Consider the following 18826-nt stretch of genomic DNA (forward strand, 5'->3'; position numbering starts at 1 on the left):
TCCTTAATAACGGCGGCTGCACCGCACATCTGATTGAACTGTGTACCTACTATAGTTCAGACATTGGCAAAGCGCTCGGCTTCGCCCAGCCAGCGCTGAATCAGGGGTTCAACGGTTTGCGGGTGATGATTCCACAACTGCTCGGCCATTTCCCTGACCTGGGGAAGCAGATCGCCATCGCGCTGTAAATCGGCTACCCGTAACATCTGCAGGCCGGTCTGACGGGTGCCGAGCATTTCGCCCGGGCCACGAATCATCAGGTCCTGTTCGGCAATATAAAAGCCGTCCTGGCTGTCGCGCATTACCTGCAGCCGTTGTTTGCTGGTAAACGACAGCGGTGACTTATACAGCAGTACACAATGGCTTTTGGCACTGCCACGACCCACCCGGCCACGTAACTGATGCAGTTGCGCCAGTCCCAGGCGCTCGGGGTTTTCGATTACCATCAGGCTGGCATTTGGCACATCAACCCCCACTTCAATCACGGTAGTGGCAACCAGCAGGTCCAGCTGATGGTCTTTAAAGGCGGCCATGATGTCGGCTTTTTCGGCCGCCTTCATACGTCCGTGGACCAATCCGATGCGCAGGTGTGGCAAGGCTTGTTGCAGCTCCTGGGCGGTGTTCTCAGCCGCCTGGCACTGTAGTGCTTCACTTTCCTCGATCAGGGTACAGACCCAATACGCCTGAGCGGCGGGTTCACCCCTGGTTGTTGCGGCACAGGCGGCACTGACCCGTTGGATAATTTCCGGTCGTCGGGAATCGGCGATGGCCACAGTGGTGATCGGGCTGCGCCCGGGGGGCAGCTCATCGATTACGGAGGTGTCCAGATCGGCGTAAGCACTCATCGCCAGGGTGCGCGGAATCGGGGTGGCAGTCATGATCAGCTGGTGCGGCGACAGCCCCATCTGCACGCCTTTTTCACGCAGCTCCAGCCGCTGGTGTACACCAAAGCGGTGTTGTTCGTCGACGATAATTAACCCCAGCCGGGCGAAGTCGACATCATTCTGAAACAAGGCGTGGGTGCCGACCACCAGTTGCGCGCTGCCATCGGCAATATCACTCAGTGACTGGTTGCGGGCTTTACCTTTAACCTTGCCGGCCAGCCAGCCACAACGGATGCCGAGTGGCTCAAACCAGGCGGATAAATTATTCAGATGTTGTTCGGCCAGAATTTCAGTCGGGGCCATCAGGGCCACCTGAAAACCGGCTTCCAGTACATCGCAGGCGGCCAGTGCTGCCACCAGGGTTTTGCCGGAGCCGACATCGCCCTGTACCAGCCGTAACATAGGATAAGGCTGGCGAATATCCTGTTCGATTTCTTTTACTACCCGCTGCTGAGCGCCGGTCGGGGTAAAGGGCAGCTGCGCCAGTAACTGTTGTTGCAGCTGTTGCGGGCTGTTGATCGCCGGTGCCTGATGTGCCTGCACCTGCGCGCGGATTTTATGCAGTGACAGCTGGTGAGCCAGTAACTCTTCCAGAATCAGGCGTTTCTGCGCCGGGTGCTGGCCAGACAACAGGTATTCCAGAGGCGTATTGCGATCGGGCTGATGCAGGAATAATAACGATTCTTCCAGTGTTGGCAGACGCCACTGTTGCAGCCAGCTGCGCGGCAATAAGTCGGTTAATGCGACCTGCTGGTCACGCAGCAGCTGGTGTGCCTGTTGGTGTAATAACCGCAACCGTTGCTGGGAAATACCATCGGTGGCCGGGTAAACCGGTGTCAGGCTGGGTTCCAGTGGTTCGTCCAGGCCATCTTCCAATAGCTGGTATTCCGGGTGATACACTTCCAGACCACTGGCACCGCGGCGTGGTTCGCCATAACAGCGCAGGGTGGCACCGTTGCTGAACTGTTTTTTCTGCGCCGCACTGAAGTGATAAAAACGCAGGCTGATCACGCCGCTGGCATCCTGCAGTTTGACCAGCAGGCTGCGGCGTTTGCCGAACAACACACTGGCACCACGTACTTCACCCTGAAACACCGCCGGCCGCATCGGCTGCAACCCCGCAATCGGGGTGATACGGCTGCGGTCTTCATAACGGAACGGCAGATGGAAATACAGGTCGGCGAGGGTAAAAATATTCAGCTTATGCAGCTGTTCCGCCAGTTTTGGCCCAACGCCCTTCAGCTCTGTCAGCTGGCTTACTTTAGCCACGTATGCTCCCGAAGAATATCAGCTGATACGACACTGGCGGGCGGTATCGAGCAACAGATCAACCGCCTGGCCACGAGGGAAGCTGGCACGCCAGGCCAGGGCCACGGTACGGCTCGGCGATGGCGTGGTAAACGGCCGGGTCATGACCAGATTCTGGTCGAGGTTGCTGACCGCGGATTCCGGCAGCACTGTGATGCCCAGTCCGGTGCCCACCATATGCTTCAGTGTTTCCAGCGAGCTGCCTTCGGTGACGGTGCCCAGCCGGGTGTGGTGTTTTTTGCTCAGTGCCGGGCAGGCTTCAAACACCTGGTCACGGAAGCAATGGCCTTCCCCCAGCATCAGCAGATCTTCGTCGATCAGCTGCTCCGGTTCGATATTGTCCTGTTTGCCCCAGGGGTGATCCTTGGGCATCACCACAACAAAATTTTCGTCGTACAGCGGCCGGGTCAGGACGTCGGGTTCATTAAACGGCAGGGCAACAATAATGGCGTCCAGTTCACCGTCGCGCAGCTGTTTGCGTAACACACCGGTGTAGTTTTCTTCCAGATACAGCGGCATTGTGGCGGCCTGTTGATGAATCTGCGGTACCAGGTGGGGAAACAGATACGGACCGATGGTGAAAATCGCACCCAGCTTCAGCGGCGTGGCGAGCTGATCTTTGCCGGCGCTGGCGATGTCTTTGATGGCGCGAGACTCTTCCAGTACCTTTTGTGCCTGAGCGACAATCTGTTCACCCAGAGGGGTTACAGTCACCGAGCTTTTGCTGCGTTCGAAGATGGCAATTTCAAGCTCGCTTTCGAGCTTTTTTATCGCTACGCTCAGCGTGGGCTGGCTGACAAAACATTTTTCAGCGGCCCGCCCGAAATGGCGTTCCTGAGCAAGGGTGACGATGTACTTCAGCTCGGTTAATGTCATAACGACCTCGGTAAGAGAGTTGCCGCCTTATTGGCAGGTTAAATAGAGAACTCTGATTCGATTTAGCTTACCTATGGTGTTGGGTGAAATAAAGGGCGAAATAAAGCCTGCTAATATAAAAATCAGAACTGCAGACAAAAGCAGTAACGCATGAATGTTTGGAGGGAAGTACATGGCTCGGATTCTGGTTGTGGGGGCTGGTGATATCGGCGGCCACCTGGCGGAAAAACTGGTCAGCTCTGGTCATCAGGTATGGGGCCTGAGACGTTCTGATAAACCCATTGCCACCGGAGTGGAGCTGATCCGCGCCGATGTGGCAGACCCGGAAACACTGCTCGACTTACCCGATGCCATCGACATTGTGGTTTACAGTGTGGCGTCACCGGTGTTTTCCAAGGAGGGGTATCACACCTACTACTACAAGGGCTTACGTAATGTGCTCCGGGCGGTAAAACCACTCAACCCTAAGCGGGTGTTTTTTGTTTCCAGCTCCAGCGTTTATCACCAGATGGACGGTGAATGGGTGGATGAGAGCAGTGATACCCAGCCGGCCAGTTTTGCCGGTAAAGAAATGCTGGCAGCGGAACAGGCATTACTCAAAGATAAGCTGCCAGGCACAGTAGTGCGGTTAACCGGTATTTATGGCCCGGGGCGTAACCGCATGATTGAACAGGCCAAAAAAGGCAGTCATTGCGATCCGGAGCCGCCGGTGTGGACGAACCGCATTCATCGTGATGACTGTGTTGGGGTGTTGCAGTTGCTGGTGGATAAAGCCCTCAGTGATGAACCACTGGATGATGTTTATCTGGCAACCGATGACGAACCCGCCACCCTGTACGATGTACTGGAGTGGATGAAAGACCGCATCGGTGATGTGGAAGACGACCACGACCTGCCGGAAGCGACCCGGCGTGCTAACCGGCGCTGCAATAATCAGAAAATCAAAGCGCTGGGTTATCGTTTCCGCTACCCGGATTACCGCCAGGGTTATGACAAACAACTAACGGACATGGGCCTGGTGTAACGCACCGGCCCGGTGACTCAAGGCTGTTAAATTGTAATGCCTGAGCTAAAACAATACCTTTTGCCGTGGATCTTTGTATAATTCGCAATCTTATTGAGAATTAATCTGATTTTCCCTGAGAGGTATTATGCGACTGGGCGAATTGTCTGCCGGGCAGACGGCCCGGGTGCTGGCATTCCTGGATATGGACCCGGCCATCCGCAAAAAACTGCTGGCGCTGGGGCTGTTGCCTAACCGTCAGGTGCAGTTTGTGCGTCGTGCACCGTTGGGTGATCCGATCCAGCTGCGCATCGGGTCTTCACAATTCAGTATCCGTCAGGCGCTGGCGGAAAAAATCCACGTAGAGTTAGTTGTATGAGCCTGCATATTGTCACCGTAGGCAATCCCAATAGTGGAAAAACCTCACTGTTTAATGCCCTCACCGGTAGCCGCCAGCAGGTGGGTAACTGGAGCGGTGTCACCGTCGATAAAAAAGAAGGTCAGCTGCTGCTGGCGGGTGAACGTGCCCGTCTGATCGACCTGCCGGGTATTTATTCGCTCGATGCAAACGATCAGCATTCCCTCGACGAACAGATTGCCTTTTCTTATATCACCAGCAAAACCCCGGATCTGATCATTAATGTGGTGGATGCCACCACACTGGAGCGTGGTTTATACCTGACGCTGCAGCTGCGGGAGTTGGGCCTGCCGATGCTGGTGGTGCTGAATAAAATGGATGCCGCCAAACGTAAGCGACTGATCATCGACCATGGCGCGCTGGAGCAGGCGCTGGGTTGCCCGGTAGTGCCGTTATCAGCCCATAAACAGCAGCAGGTTAAGCAGTTCTGCAAGCAGCTGCCACAACAATTGCAGCAGCTGAGCAACCTTAAACCACTGACACTGGATTATGGCGCTGAAGTAGCAAGGCAACAGCAGCAGCTGGCGCCACTGGCACAGCAGTTATTGCCGGCACTGGATTCACGGGCACTGGCGTTACGGCTGCTGGAACACGATAACTGGCTGCTGGATAAACTCGATGAAACACAGCGGGCAGAAGTGACCCGGGCAAGCCATCAGCTCGATATCGATCTGGATTTACAGGTCGCCGACAGCCGCTTCAGCTGGATTTATCAGCTGACTCAGCAAGCGGTCGGGCAGAGCGGCAAGCTGAGTGCCGGAGTCAGCGATAAAATAGATCGCTTGCTGTTAAATCAGTGGCTGGGGATACCGCTGTTTCTGGCAGTGATGTACCTGATGTTCCAGTTTTCTATCAATATTGGCAGTGCCTTTATCGACTTCTTTGATATTGCTGCCGGTGCGCTGTTTGTTGATGGTGTCAGCGAAGTGATGGCGGCACTGGGGCTGCCCGGCTGGCTGGATATTATCGTTGCTCAGGGCTTTGGTGCCGGTATTCAGACGGTGTTGACCTTTATTCCGGTGATCGCTTGTTTGTATCTGTTTTTATCCGTACTGGAAAGCTCCGGTTATCTGGCCCGCGCGTCGTTTGTGGTTGACCGCTTAATGCAGAAAATCGGCCTGCCGGGTAAATCGTTTGTACCTATGGTGATGGGGTTTGGCTGTACCGTACCCGCGGTGATGGCGGCCCGTACGCTGGATAAGGAACGCGAACGGCTGATCACCAGTTTTATGAGCCCGTTTATGTCGTGTGGCGCACGTTTACCGGTGTATGCCTTGTTTGTTGCCGCATTTTTTCCGGACAATGGCCAGGATGTGGTCTTTCTGCTGTATTTATGTGGCGTGGCGGCCGCCATTCTGACCGGCCTGGTGTTGCGCTATACCCTGTTGCCCGGCAGCAGTGAAAATTTGTTATTGGAAATGCCCGATTACGAAGTGCCGAGCCTGCGCAATATCAGCATTAAAACCTGGCAAAAGCTGAAAGGTTTTTTAACCGGTGCCGGTAAAACCATCGTCTGGGTGGTGGCGGTGTTAAGTGTATTGAACAGTATCAGTCTGGATGGTCGTTTTGGTGACCTGAAAGCCGGTGAATCCATTCTGGCGAAAACCAGCCAGGCCATTACTCCGTTGTTCGCCCCGATTGGGGTTGAGCAGGATAACTGGGAAGCGACGATTGGTATTGTGACCGGCATTTTTGCCAAAGAAGCGGTGGTGGGTACGTTAAACAGCCTGTACTCCGGCGCCACTGATGATGGTGGCGAATACGATCTGCTGGCCAGCCTGCAACAGGCGCTGCAAACCATTCCGGAAAATCTGTTTGATATCAGTGCCAGTGACCCGATCGGTCTGGATATCGGTGATATTTCGACGCTGGAAAATGCCGCCCAACAGCAGGAGGTGGAAGTCACCACGCTGAGCACCCTGCAGAGTAAGTTTAACGGCACGGTCGGTGCCTTTGCTTATATGTTGTTTATTTTGCTGTATACCCCTTGCGCTGCGGCGATGGGGGCCTTCGTCCGTGAAGTCGGACCGCGCTGGTCGGCTTTTATTGCCAGCTGGTCGATGGCCATGGCCTTTATGGTCGCGACGCTGTTTTATCAGCTGGCCACCTTTGCCCGGCATCCACTGAGTTCGTCACTCTGGGTGTTGGTGTATCTGGTGTTATTTATACTGGTTGTCGGCCTGATGCGTCGTCGCGGAGATGTATTAGCCAGCCGCTGGGAGTTAGCCGGATGATTTTGCAACAACTGAAGCAGGCGCTGGAAGATCAGGGCTGGGTGGAGCAGCGTAATCTGATGCGGCGTTTTAATCTGTCTGAGGATGCGCTGGATTCGATGTTAAGTATCTGGATGCGGCGTGGGCTGGTGGTGCGTAATACTGCCGCTGGCTGCTCCGGCGGTTGTGGTTGTGGCGATGCCTCCGGCGGTGTGCAATACCGCTGGGCGCAAGCCGGCACCATAGGAATTCAGCAGAATTAAGTGGGCCTCAGACAAAAACATCTAAACAACCGTCGTAATTATAACCAGCTGCTACACTTAAAAGACTCATTAAACTGTGTCGGAGGTTGCTGTGAACGACTCCAGGGAAGAAGAATATGACCTGAGCGACGGCCAGCGTCTTACTGTTCTGGAAGGTTATGTCGCTACTAACCGTAATATTCTGCTTGTGATGGCTCTGATTGCGCTGGTGGGCGTATCGGTGGCGGTGACTGTGGTGGTGCTGAAGTTTTCTCAGCCGAAAGTGATTTATGTCGAGCAGCGTGATTTTAATTCGCTGGCAAAACAGGTGGAGTTTCTGGAAACCAGCTCCGAGCGCTGGCAGGGTCAGTTATCAGACATCAATGCCATTCTCGACAGCAGCAGTGCGTCGGCTTTCAAAGAGTTATTGCTCGATCAGGAACAGAGTTATCAGCTGCATCTGACCGCCCTGAAGCAGGGCATGAAAGATCTGTCGCGTATGATGCCGGGGTCCCGCACCTGGCTGGAGATCTATAACGAAAAGATGGATCTGGCGCTGAAACAGAGCAAAGCCCGGCAGCAGCAACTGGAGCGCTTACAAACCAAACGCTTATCACGTCTGGCGAAGCCGCTGAATGATGAATAATTCATGCCCGCAGGCTGAACCACAACCCGGCATTTTGCCGGGTTTTTTCTGGTTTAAACCAACGACCGTAATTTAACCGCGATGATCGGAGACAAACGGATTGCTGCGGCGCTCCTGACCGAAGGTCGAGTTCGGACCATGGCCACAGATAAATTCAATATCATCCCCCAGCGGGAATAACTTTTCCCGGATTGAGGAAATCAGTTGAGCATGGTCACCCTGGGGAAAATCGGTACGGCCAATCGAGCCGTTAAATAACACATCGCCAACAAAGGCCAGTTTTGCCGCAGCGTTATAAAACACCACATGACCGGGGGTGTGACCCGGCGTGTGCAGCACGTCAAAACTCAGCTCGCCCACCTGCACCTGGTCGCCGTCGTTAAGCCAGCGATCCGGGGTAAAACTTTCCACCGCCGGGAAGCCAAACATGGCGGATTGTTGCGCCAGGCTCTGAATCCAGAACAGGTCGCCCTGATGTGGCCCCTCAATGGTCAGATCCAGATCTTTGGCCAGCTCAGCTGTGCCTCCGGCATGATCAATATGGGCATGAGTCAGCAGAATCTTGGTTGCGGTCGCTCCCATCTGCTTCAGCTGTTGTTTGATTTTGTCGGTTTCACCACCCGGATCAATCACCGCAGCCTGTTTACTGTGGTTGCACATCAGAATGGTGCAGTTCTGGGCGAAGGCGGTTACCGGTACCACGGCAACGGATAACGCGGACATAACGCTCTCTCATTTAGCTTGTCATTATGGCGGCTAGGGTAAACCCGGAGAACGGGAAAGACCAGTGAAGAAGCGTTAGCTGTGGCCCGGCAAAGTCCTCCATGGCTTTGCCGGGCAGGCTCAGAAGAGCCGGCTTTGAAAGGCCGGACTCAGAACGGCTGCACCTTCGGTGCTTTACCCGCGAACTGTGGCATCGTCATGCCGGCATTGGCATTAACGTAAGTCGGGTCTGCCACCACATAACGTTTGCCATGGTATTGCCAGGCATCTCCGGGCACCCTGCTGTTGAAATTCACTGCCGTGGCAACGTGCCCCGGGTAATCGAGAATGATCACTTCCAGCTGCAGCAGGCTTTCGGTCAGCCAGGCAAACAGTGCGGCGCGGTCTTCACAGTCGGAGTAGGGATAATGCAGTGTTTCCAGCGGGAACAGGTAGTTTTCTTCGCGGAACTGCTGATCATCGGTCTGGTATTGAAAAGCCGTCTGCACAAACCGTAATAATCGGTTAACCGCTTCCTGTTCCGACAGGCCAGCAACCACTGGCTGCAGCTGTTTTAGCAACGACTCTGAGGTAACCGCCGGTAAGCCCGCCTGGAAATAATTCGGCAGCGACAATTGTGGGAAGCTGTTGAAATATTCCACATACCGTTTCGGGTAAGCGATATCGATGCTGAAGGTTTCGTCGTCATAACGGAATTTCAGCTGCCGCTGGGTGATTTCTCCGCGGGCGCTGAACTCGTTGGGCTGGCTGAAATCCAGTGCACCATGACCGGCTCCATGCTGACCTTTATAGGTAAATACTTTGCCCGGTTTTAACGACTTACCACTCAGATTTACCGCGTAATAACGTTTACCGCTCAGCTTAAAAAAGGTCACGCCAAACAGCTCCTGACGTGAAGGTAATAACAGGTGCATTTTATCGTTATAGGCCACCCGGGCGTCGTAACCGGCTTTTACCAGCAGGAACCAGGTGGTCAGCTGGCGGCTGGTTTGCTGGCGTAATACCGTACCGCTGAAACGGTCGAATAATTGGGCTGTACCCCAGTCGTTCAGTTTTAACCGTTTGGCGGCGGCTTTCAGCTGATTGACTGTTGGTGCATGTTCTTTACTGGCCAGGTATTGCCAATACGCAGCGATTTTTTCGCTGTTGATACTGCCGGCAAAAATACGCTTAAAATTTTTCGGATATTCAATACTGACCGGGTTACCGTAAAAATTAAATCTGGCGGTACGGACTTTTTTGCTTTGCAGCTGTACACCAGGCTGTTTGTTTGCGGGTTTATCCGCTGTTGGAGTCGTTAGTGCTGGCGTAGTTTGTGATGGAGTCGCTGGTTTCGAAGGGGCTGGTTCAGGCTTTTCAACCACCAGTGGTTTACCCGCGGGTAACGGCTGATCGGCTGGAATATTGCGGTCAGGCTCCGGTGTTTGCGCTGGCGCTTGCGGCAATGTAACCGGCTTGGGTTTTGGGTCGCGGACTTCTGCCGGTTTGACCTCAACCGGTTTCCATTGTTGTTTCAGAAAACCAATAAAGGCTTTATCGTTTTCATCCAGATAGTTCTGAAAGCTGGTTAATTCCTGCTGGCGCCATTTCTGGTATTCGTCCAGCTTGCTGTCGGCCTGGACCAGGCTGCTTAACAGCAGAGCACTGCTCAATAACAAGAGTTTTTTCATTCCGTCTCTCCTGATCAAACAAAAAAGCCGGCATAACGCCGGCTTTATCAGTCGTTTCCGACCGGGTTTATGCGGTTACGGCTTATTCCATGTTGGCAATTTCTGAAGCCAGTTCGTCGAACGATTTCTCTGCCTGGAATTTTTGCCACAGAGCACGCTCATTATTCATTGAGGTTTTCAGTGCCTGCTCCGCCAGTTTGTTAACGGTGTCGGCGTCCAGGCCAACCAGAACGACCATACCGCCACTTGGGGTTGGCATCTGACGGAAAATTTTTGAACCTACCAGGGTTTCTTTAGTGATTTGTTTGGTCACTGAGGTATTAACCCGGTCAACGGTTTCGCTGTCGCCGGTACCGGTGGTTTCGGCAAACTGTTTCACCATGTTCTGAACTTCAACCTTCATGGTTTGTGCCAGTTCAACACGGGCAGCCGTTGCCGCCATTTGTTTCATAAAGTTAGGACCAGCAGCGGACTTGTCAGCATAACCAACGGCAGACAGGTCAACACCGTTAACCGGTGCACCACATACCCATTCCGGGGCAGCCTGACCAGAACCATCAGCAAACATACAGCTGGCAACCGGCTGTTGCGGTGCAGGCTGGTTGGATGCACAGGCAACCAATAAGGTGGCCGCAGCGGCAACAAACATATTACGGATCATCATCTTCCTCTCCTTGACTGAAGCGGGGGTGGCCAGGGGTTATCACCGGCCAGAATTAAAGAATGTGTGCCGAGAATAGCGAATGCTATGGCAAAATGCTACACAGGATTAATCACTCAAGAGAGGCATCGGAATGCGCTGTCCGGCGGCTAAAATCACCCTGCTAATCAGCATGTTATGGCTATCGGCGTGTACCAGTGCGCCAGTTAAACAGGGGCCACCTGAATGGTTGCTGAACCCGGGAGATGGAGTGGTGGCGTCTTGTGGTTTTCATATTAAAGGCCATTACGCGCAGCAGGAATGTGCGTTGCAACGGGCGCGCGAGCGTCTGGCGGCGCGCCGCGGGGTTGAAGTCAGCAGTATTTCTTATCTCAACACCCGGGTGCGCAATGATCAGCAGCAGGTATCGCTGGATAAGGAAACGCTGGAAAAAGTGAATCAGGTAACGGTAAAAGCGCGCTTGCGCGAAAGCTGGTACGACGCCCAGCGGGATGAATATTACGTCTGGATGTTTGCCGAATAAGCCGGCGAACGATCAGCGCCGCAGGCGGCGCTGAATATCGGGGCTCAGTGCTGATGGCCACCCACGCCATGGGCGTGTTTATGGTCGATTTCTTCCGGTGTTGCAGCGCGCACGGCAACAATATCCACGTCAAAACGCAGTGTTTTTCCCGCTAACGGGTGGTTAGTGTCGACATCAGCCATAAAACGCCCGACTTTGCTGATGGTCACCTGACGGGTGCCCTGGTCGGTTTGTACCCAGGCGACCATGCCTTTGCGCCATTTGGTTTTGCCTTTTCCGGCATCCGGGCTTTGCAGGTGCTTGACCGGCACCCGTTGTTCATTACCTTCTTTACGCTCACCGTAAGCGTCTTTGGCTTCCAGTGTGAAACTCTGTTGTTCCCCGGGCTCCATACCGGTAACGGCTTTTTCAAAGCCGGCAATCATATTCTGATGGCCCTGCAGGTAAGCCACCGGCTCGCTGCCACTTTCTGAGTTGCCGGATGCATCCAGAGTGCTTTCGATCAGGTTGCCCTGGTCGTCATACAGGCTGTAGTGCAGTTGCACCACGGTATCTTTGGCGATTTTCATAGCTGTGCTTCTTTATCGATAAGGCTCTGGCCGCCTGGTCTGTGGTTATGACGGGCGGCGCATGATACTGAGGCTGGCTAGTATCGGGATTTGTCCGCCACGACACAAGCTCTTGAACTCTGCAACCCTGTCCCCATATCAGAACTAACAAAAGAGTTTCTGGCTAACACAATCAGGATTTAGCGATGACAACAATTGTATCCGTACGCCGCGGTGATGAAGTGGTAATTGGCGGTGACGGTCAGGTTTCCCTGGGCAATACCGTGATGAAAGGTAATGCCCGTAAAGTTCGCCGTTTATATAACGGTCAGGTGATTGCCGGGTTTGCCGGTGGTACCGCTGATGCATTTACCTTATTTGAAAAGTTTGAGGCTCAGCTACAAAAACACCACGGTCAGCTGACTCGCTCGGCAGTTGAGCTGGCCAAAGAATGGCGCTCTGACCGGGCGTTACGCAAGCTGGAAGCCATTCTGGCGGTGGCAGACCATACCGCGTCGCTGATTATTACCGGTAATGGTGATGTGTTGCAGCCGGAAGACGATCTGATTGGTGTTGGATCCGGTGGTAATTTTGCCCTGGCTTCGGCCCGTGCGCTGCTGGAAAATACCGAGCTGAGCGCCCGCGATATCGTCGAAAAAAGTCTGAATATTGCCGGTGATATCTGCGTCTTTACCAATACTAATCTTACTATTGAAACCTTAAATGCCAGCGATGTAGCGGGAGAACAACCATGAGCCAGATGACCCCGCGTGAAATTGTTCACGAATTAGACCGCCATATTATCGGCCAGAATAATGCCAAGCGTGCAGTAGCGATTGCGCTGCGTAATCGCTGGCGGCGGATGCAGCTTGATAGTGAGCTGCGTGACGAAGTGACACCCAAAAATATTCTGATGATTGGCCCCACCGGTGTGGGTAAAACCGAAATTGCCCGGCGGCTGGCAAAGCTGGCCAATGCGCCTTTTATTAAAGTCGAAGCCACCAAGTTCACCGAAGTGGGTTATGTCGGCAAAGATGTGGAATCGATTATCCGTGACCTGGTGGAAACCGGGGTGAAAATGTTGCGTGAGCAGGAAATGGAAAAAGTTTCCCAGCGCGCTGCCGAAGCGGCTGAAGAACGTATTCTCGATGCTTTATTACCTCCGGCGCGTAATAATCAGACCAGCTGGGATACGACGGAAGAGCCGAAAGCCGAAGATTCTTCCACACGTCAGATTTTCCGTAAAAAGTTACGCGAAGGTCAGCTCGACGATAAAGAAATTGAAATCGAAATGGCGCAGATGCCGAACGTTGGTGTGGAAATTATGGCCCCGCCGGGCATGGAAGAAATGACCAGCCAGTTGCAGAACATGTTTTCTAATCTGGGGGGCGAAAAGAAAGCGACCCGCAAACTGAAAATTAAAGATGCACAAAAACAGCTGCAGGATGAAGAAGCCGCGTCCATGTTAAATATGGACGAAGTGAAGGCTCAGGCGGTTAGCCTGGTGGAACAGAATGGTATCGTGTTCCTGGATGAAATCGATAAAGTGGCGAAACGTCAGGAAAGTGGCTCTGGTGGTGATGTATCGCGCGAAGGGGTACAGCGTGACCTGTTACCTCTGATCGAGGGCTGCACCGTTTCCACTAAATACGGCATGATCAAAACGGATCATATTCTGTTTGTTGCTTCTGGTGCTTTCCATCTTTCCAAACCATCGGACCTGATTCCGGAATTACAGGGTCGGTTGCCGATCCGGGTGGAACTGGAGGCGCTGACGCCGGAAGATTTTGAACGTATCCTGACGGAACCGAATGCCTCATTAACCGCACAATATGTAGCGCTGATGAAAACCGAAGGACTGGATATTTCATTTGCCGATGATGCGATTAAACGTCTGGCGCAGATCGCCTTTGAAGTGAATGAAAGCACCGAAAACATCGGCGCCCGTCGTTTGCACACCATTCTGGAACGGCTGCTGGAAAAAATTTCTTTCGACGCCACAGATATGGAGCAGGCGGTGGTGATTGATGCCAGCTACGTGAATGAACAGCTGGGTAACCTGGTGCAGGATCAGGATCTGAGTCAGTTTATTCTCTGATATTCCTCACGATCAACCAGCAGGATAACAACAGGCCAGTGCGGTGTTAGCCGACTGGCCTGTTTTTTATGGGTGGTTATTTTCGCGAGTTATTATTCGGTTTTAAAGCGGCCAACCAGCTGAGTCAGTGACTGACTGCTGGACAGCAGCGCGGAACTTTCATCGTCGGCCTGCTGCACCACGGTATTAATGGAATGGGCCGACTCCACCACCTGAGTGATATTGGAATTGATTTCCCGGGCAGCCACACTTTGTTGTTCTACGGCGCTGGCAATACCAAGATTCATTTCAGTAATGGTGGCCACCGCAGTGCTGATCTGGGCGATGACTTCCGCAGCCTGTTGCGACATTTGTGACGATGACTGGGTACTGTCGGCGCTTTTTTCGATTGCAACCACCGCCTGGGAAGCCTGATCCTGCAGCCGCGAAATCATATTGTGAATTTCTTCGGTACTTTCCTGGGTGCGCGATGCCAGAGTGCGTACTTCGTCTGCAACCACGGCAAAACCACGGCCTTGTTCCCCGGCACGGGCGGCTTCAATGGCGGCATTCAGTGCCAGCAGATTGGTTTGTTCCGCCACGCCACGAATCACATCCAGCACCGAGCCGATATTATCAGACTCGCTGCGCAGGTTATTGATCACTTGTTGCGAGTTGTGCATATCCTCGGCCAGGCTGACAATCCGCTGCTGCGCCTGCTGCATAATCTGCAGCCCGCTTTTGACGTTGTCATCGGCCTGGCGTGCTGCGTCGGCCGCCCGTTCGGCGTTGCCGGATACTTCCGATACCGTTTGTGCCATTTCTTCCGAACCGGTGGCTGCCATATCCGATTGTTGCAGCTGACCTTCGGTCAGACCCCGCACATGGCTGGCATTTTGCGATAACAATTCACTGGTGTGGGTCACCTGAGCGCTGTTATTTTTCACTTCGCTCACCAGTTGCTGTATCTGGTCGATAAAACTGTTAAACGCACGTGCCATGGCTGTGATTTCATCGTTGCCATTAGCGGGCAGGCGTTGCGTCAGGTCACCTTCGCCCCGGGCAATATCGGCCATCGCCTGATTTACCCGGTTCAGCGGTACCCGAATGCTGGATAGAATCGCCAGCATCACCGCGGCTAGCAGAGCAATAGCCAATAAGCTGCTCAGTAAGGTTTGCTGTAGCAGGCTGTAAAATGCGGCGTCGACATCATCGAGATAAATACCACTGCCAACAATCCAGTCCCATTGCGGGAAGCGTTTTACAAAGCTGGTTTTGGCCGCCGGGTTATCAGAGCCTTTTTTCGGCCAGAAATAATTGACGTAACCGCCGGCGCGGTTTTGTTGTGCAGCGAGTACAATTTCGCGGAAAATATACAGCCCGTTCGGATCTTTCAGATCGTCGAGTTTTTTGCCTTCCAGCTCAGTTTTGGCACCGTGAACCTGCACTACGTGTTGTGAGTCATTGACCCAGAAATATTCATTGTTGCCGTAACTGAGGTCGCGGATCGCATTGGCAGCCAGTTGTTTGGCCTGTTGCTCTGCCATGCCCTGTTGTTGTTGCTGATAAAAATGTTCAATCAGACTGTAGGCCGTTTCCACCTGCTGGCGCACGATCAGCTGGCGCGCTTCCAGTAACTGTTGTTTACTGCTGAACACGTTGGTGGCTTCAGCCAGAATCAGGCTGACCGCCGACACCACTAATAAGGCGATCAGGCGGGCACGAATACTCAGATTGCGGAGCCAGTTCACTTGGCGCCTCCTTATGTCGTCGCTATACGGATCTTTACAGTGTAGTAAAGGGTTTTTCCGGCATATCGTCACTGAGACTAAAGGGTTAGAATTCCTTAGAATAAGACCAGCCATTTTTGGAGCGAAAGTCGTGACACCAACTTCCATTAAAGTCCGCAAAAACAGCCGTTGTGTCGAACTGGGCTATGGTGATGATCTGTATCAGCTCAGTTTTGAATTTCTGCGGGTGTACTCCCCGTCAGCCGAAGTGCGCGGCCACGGGGTGGGTAACGAAGTGCTGCAGGTTGGTAAAAAAGATGTGACGCTGCTGACCATGGAAGCGGCCGGTAACTATGCGCTGAAGCTGGTATTTGATGACGGTCACGACTCCGGCTTGTACGACTGGAACTACCTGCATCATCTGTGTATCAATCAGCAGTCACTGTGGGCCGATTACCTGCAGCGGCTGGAACAGGCCGGAGAAAAACGCGAATCGGCCAGTATTAACTTTAAAGCACTGTAAAAAGACCGCAGAAACCGACGATTTGTCTTATTTCTGGTTATACTGTGGCCATCATTCACCGGCCGGGCGCGATGTCCGGCCTACGGACAATTCCGAAAACAGGATTCCATGACGAAAAAGTCAAAACCTTCTCAGGGTACTCAGACCTCCAAAACTTCCTCAAAAGGTCAGCAGCAGACCTTTAAAGATCCGAATGCCGCGGTTGAAGCGCAACGCTACGACAACCCGGTCGCCAGCCGCGATGCTTTGCTGATGCTGCTGGAACAACAGGGTCATCCGATGACTCATTCCGACGTCTGCGCGGCGTTGGGCGAAAGCGATGAAGAACGGGTTGAAGCGTTACGCCGCCGTCTGATTGCTATGTCGCGTGATGGCCAGCTGATTTCTAACCGCCGTAACCAGTTTATGCCAATGAGCAAAGCCGATCTGGTGGTGGGCACTGTGATGGGCCACCGCGATGGTTTTGGCTTTGTGCTGCGCGAAGGCAATGATGATATTCATCTGTCCAACCGGCAGATGAGCAAAGTATTCCACGGCGATAAAGTTGCGGTTCAGATTCTAGGTCTCGACCGTCGTGGCCGGCCGGAAGGTAAAATTGTCGAAGTACTGGAACGTAATACCCAGCAAATCGTGGGTCGTTATTTCGATCAGTCGGGAGTTGGCGTGGTACAGCCCGACAATAAACGCGTCAGTCATGAAGTGCTGGTGCCACCGGCCGGGCGTAAAGCCGCCCAGCATGGCCAGTTTGTGGTGGTGCAGATCACTCAGCAGCCGCGTCCGGGTTCTCTGCCAATGGGTGAAGTGATTGAAGTCCTGGGTGACCACTTAGCACCAGGCATGGAGATCGACGTTGCCATCCGCAGCCATAACATCCCGGCAGAATGGCCGGAAGAGGTACTGGCCGAGGCGGAAAAACTGCCGCAACAGGTGAAAGCGGCGGACAAACAAAACCGCATCGATTTGCGTCATCTGCCGTTTGTCACCATCGATGGTGAAGACGCCAAAGATTTTGACGATGCGGTGTATTGTGAAGTCAATAAAAACACCGGAGGCTGGCGTTTATACGTTGCCATTGCCGATGTGTCTCACTATGTGAAAGTGAAATCGGCACTCGACGAACAGGCTTATGAACGTGGCAACTCGGTGTATTTCCCTGGTTATGTTGTACCTATGTTGCCGGAGAAATTATCCAACGGTTTGTGTTCACTGAATCCGGAAGTGGACCGGCTGGTGATGGTGTGTGAAATCACCATTTCGGCGGCGGGCAAAATTTCCGGTTATAAGTTTATGGAAGGCCTGATTCATTCCCATGCACGGCTGACCTACAACAAAGTGTGGGATATGTTACAGAAGCCGCTAACGGAAGATGGCAAAGCCTGGCGTAATCATTACCGCCCGGTGGTTCCACACCTGGAAAGCCTGTACAAGTTGTTTAAGTTATTGCGCAAAACCCGCGAACAACGTGGCGCAATGGACTTTGACTCGGTAGAAACCCGCATTGTATTTGATGCCGAGCGCAAGATTCAGGAAATTGTTCCGACCGAACGTAACGATGCTCATATGCTGATTGAAGAGTGTATGTTAGCGGCGAACGTCTGTGCGGCCGACTTTTTCCAGCGCTACAATATTCCGGCGTTATTCCGGGTGCATAAAGGCCCGAGCCAGGAAAAACTGGAAAATTTATACAGCTTCCTGGGCGAGCTGGGTTTATCGCTGCATAAAGGCAAAGAAGTGTCGCCGAAAGATTATCAGGCGTTATTGCAGCAGATCGAAAATCGTCCGGACGCCCATTTAATTCAGACGGTATTATTACGCTCGTTATCTCAGGCGGTCTACGACCCGGAAAATGAAGGCCACTTTGGTTTGGCCTACAAGGCGTATACTCACTTTACTTCACCGATTCGTCGTTACCCCGACCTGCTGGTACACCGCGGCATACGTCATGTGATCCGCAGCGAAATGGAATGTCGCCATGTGCGCCGGGTAGAAGGCGCAAAAAATATGCAGAAGTGGCGTATTTATCCGTACGATACTGCCCGTATGATCAGCCTGGGTGAGCATTGTTCGATTACCGAGCGGCGCGCCGACGACGCCACCCGAGACGTGATGGATTTCCTTAAGTGTGAATACATTCGTGACCGTATCGGTGAAGAATACGAAGGTGTGATTTCGGCGGTGACCGGTTTTGGTTTATTTGTTGAGCTGAAAGACGTTTATGTCGAAGGCCTGGTGCATATCTCCACCCTGCAAAATGACTATTACCAGTTCGATGCGGTAAAACACCGGTTAATCGGCGAACGTACACGACGCAGTTTCCGACTGGGCGATAAACTGTGGGTGCGGGTGGTGGATGTTAACCTCGATGATCGTAAAATCGACTTTGAACTGACGACCGCGCCGATGAATAAAGGCCGTCGTGGTGCCGATGAGCTGCCGACACCAACCCGTCTGCCGCGCCGTCGCGGTGCCGAGGGCGAGACGGAAACCCTGGCGCCAGGCAAAAAAGCCGATGCTAAGACGTCATCTAAGCCACGCCGTTCACAGCGCGATAGCTTTAAAAAAGCCCAGGCGGAAAACGCCGGTGGCAAAAAGAAAGGCAGCAAAAAGCCGAGTAAGCGTCAGAAGCTGAATGCTAAAAAAGCTGGCCCTGCGAAAGCGAAATCCGCCAAAGGCAAAAGCGCGAAAAGCGGAAAAAAGAAATAGATTCACTTAATCATTAAGCATATTTTTCTGCCGGGCGGACGCAACATCCATGTTGCTGCTGCGAAAAACATGCTCAAT

17 protein-coding genes are annotated in these 18826 nt (G+C 53.1%); 10 read left to right on the top strand and 7 right to left on the bottom strand.

From position 1 onward, the window contains the following. Positions 1–56 precede the first annotated feature (56 nt). Together recG and ACFOMG_RS16365 are read right to left on the bottom strand one after the other, a co-directional pair. Positions 57–2153, bottom strand: a complete 2097-nt coding sequence (recG, locus tag ACFOMG_RS16360) for an ATP-dependent DNA helicase RecG (protein WP_376868234.1) — start codon at positions 2151–2153, stop codon at positions 57–59. 18 nt (positions 2154–2171) lie between these two features. Further along, the gene (locus ACFOMG_RS16365; protein ID WP_376868236.1) at positions 2172–3068 is read right to left on the bottom strand and encodes a hydrogen peroxide-inducible genes activator; all 897 of its coding nucleotides are present in this window, start codon (positions 3066–3068) and stop codon (positions 2172–2174) included. Between the two features lie 172 nt (positions 3069–3240). On the opposite strand from ACFOMG_RS16365, the gene ACFOMG_RS16370 reads away from it, so the two are divergent. From ACFOMG_RS16370 to ACFOMG_RS16390, 5 genes are all read left to right on the top strand, one after another. After that, positions 3241–4092 carry an SDR family oxidoreductase gene (locus ACFOMG_RS16370; RefSeq protein WP_376868238.1) on the top strand — a complete coding sequence of 284 codons (852 nt, stop codon included), beginning with the start codon at positions 3241–3243 and terminating at the stop codon, positions 4090–4092. A gap of 127 nt (positions 4093–4219) precedes the next feature. Beyond that, the gene (locus ACFOMG_RS16375; RefSeq protein WP_376868239.1) at positions 4220–4450 is read left to right on the top strand and encodes a FeoA family protein; all 231 of its coding nucleotides are present in this window, start codon (positions 4220–4222) and stop codon (positions 4448–4450) included. Beyond that, positions 4447–6723 carry a Fe(2+) transporter permease subunit FeoB gene (gene feoB, locus ACFOMG_RS16380; RefSeq protein WP_376868241.1) on the top strand — a complete coding sequence of 759 codons (2277 nt, stop codon included), beginning with the start codon at positions 4447–4449 and terminating at the stop codon, positions 6721–6723. The genes ACFOMG_RS16375 and feoB overlap by 4 nt, the downstream gene beginning before the upstream one ends. Then, the gene (locus tag ACFOMG_RS16385; protein ID WP_376868242.1) at positions 6720–6965 is read left to right on the top strand and encodes a FeoC-like transcriptional regulator; all 246 of its coding nucleotides are present in this window, start codon (positions 6720–6722) and stop codon (positions 6963–6965) included. The genes feoB and ACFOMG_RS16385 overlap by 4 nt, the downstream gene beginning before the upstream one ends. Before the next feature lie 91 nt (positions 6966–7056). Then, the gene (locus ACFOMG_RS16390; protein ID WP_376868244.1) at positions 7057–7590 is read left to right on the top strand and encodes a hypothetical protein; all 534 of its coding nucleotides are present in this window, start codon (positions 7057–7059) and stop codon (positions 7588–7590) included. Positions 7591–7662: 72 nt separating this feature from the next. On the opposite strand, the gene ACFOMG_RS16395 is transcribed toward ACFOMG_RS16390, so the two are convergent. From ACFOMG_RS16395 to ACFOMG_RS16405, 3 genes are all read right to left on the bottom strand, one after another. Beyond that, positions 7663–8313: an MBL fold metallo-hydrolase gene (locus ACFOMG_RS16395; protein ID WP_376868246.1), complete on the bottom strand. Its 651-nt coding sequence runs from the start codon at positions 8311–8313 to the stop codon at positions 7663–7665. Positions 8314–8462: 149 nt separating this feature from the next. Then, positions 8463–9983 carry a hypothetical protein gene (locus ACFOMG_RS16400; RefSeq protein WP_376868248.1) on the bottom strand — a complete coding sequence of 507 codons (1521 nt, stop codon included), beginning with the start codon at positions 9981–9983 and terminating at the stop codon, positions 8463–8465. 82 nt (positions 9984–10065) lie between these two features. Next, entirely contained in the window at positions 10066–10647 is a 582-nt protein-coding gene (locus ACFOMG_RS16405; RefSeq protein WP_376868249.1) for an LPP20 family lipoprotein, read from the bottom strand. A 130-nt stretch (positions 10648–10777) separates the two neighbouring features. Between ACFOMG_RS16405 and ACFOMG_RS16410 the strand changes: the two genes are divergently transcribed. Then, positions 10778–11167 (top strand): hypothetical protein, encoded by a 390-nt coding sequence (locus tag ACFOMG_RS16410; protein WP_376868251.1) that lies wholly within the window; start codon positions 10778–10780, stop codon positions 11165–11167. A gap of 44 nt (positions 11168–11211) precedes the next feature. Here the strand turns inward: ACFOMG_RS16410 and ACFOMG_RS16415 are convergent, their stop codons facing one another. Continuing rightward, on the bottom strand, positions 11212–11736 hold the full coding sequence (locus ACFOMG_RS16415) for an FKBP-type peptidyl-prolyl cis-trans isomerase (protein WP_376868252.1): 525 nt from the start codon (positions 11734–11736) through the stop codon (positions 11212–11214). Between the two features lie 185 nt (positions 11737–11921). On the opposite strand from ACFOMG_RS16415, the gene hslV reads away from it, so the two are divergent. Next, on the top strand, positions 11922–12470 hold the full coding sequence (gene hslV / locus ACFOMG_RS16420; protein ID WP_376868254.1) for an ATP-dependent protease subunit HslV: 549 nt from the start codon (positions 11922–11924) through the stop codon (positions 12468–12470). Beyond that, the gene (gene hslU / locus ACFOMG_RS16425) at positions 12467–13813 is read left to right on the top strand and encodes an ATP-dependent protease ATPase subunit HslU (protein WP_376868255.1); all 1347 of its coding nucleotides are present in this window, start codon (positions 12467–12469) and stop codon (positions 13811–13813) included. Before hslV ends, hslU begins: the two co-directional genes overlap by 4 nt. A gap of 92 nt (positions 13814–13905) precedes the next feature. On the opposite strand, the gene ACFOMG_RS16430 is transcribed toward hslU, so the two are convergent. Continuing rightward, complete coding sequence (locus ACFOMG_RS16430) at positions 13906–15543, bottom strand: methyl-accepting chemotaxis protein (RefSeq protein WP_376868256.1); 1638 nt, start codon at positions 15541–15543, stop codon at positions 13906–13908. 130 nt (positions 15544–15673) lie between these two features. On the opposite strand from ACFOMG_RS16430, the gene ACFOMG_RS16435 reads away from it, so the two are divergent. Together ACFOMG_RS16435 and rnr are read left to right on the top strand one after the other, a co-directional pair. After that, positions 15674–16045, top strand: coding sequence for a gamma-butyrobetaine hydroxylase-like domain-containing protein (locus ACFOMG_RS16435; RefSeq protein WP_376868258.1), 372 nt, complete (start codon positions 15674–15676; stop codon positions 16043–16045). 108 nt (positions 16046–16153) lie between these two features. Next, complete coding sequence (rnr, locus tag ACFOMG_RS16440) at positions 16154–18748, top strand: ribonuclease R (protein ID WP_376868260.1); 2595 nt, start codon at positions 16154–16156, stop codon at positions 18746–18748. The last annotated feature ends 78 nt before the right edge of the window (positions 18749–18826 follow it).

The organism is Bacterioplanoides pacificum (assembly GCF_042648445.1).
GTDB classification, from domain to species: Bacteria; Pseudomonadota; Gammaproteobacteria; order Pseudomonadales; family Oceanobacteraceae; genus Bacterioplanoides; species Bacterioplanoides pacificum.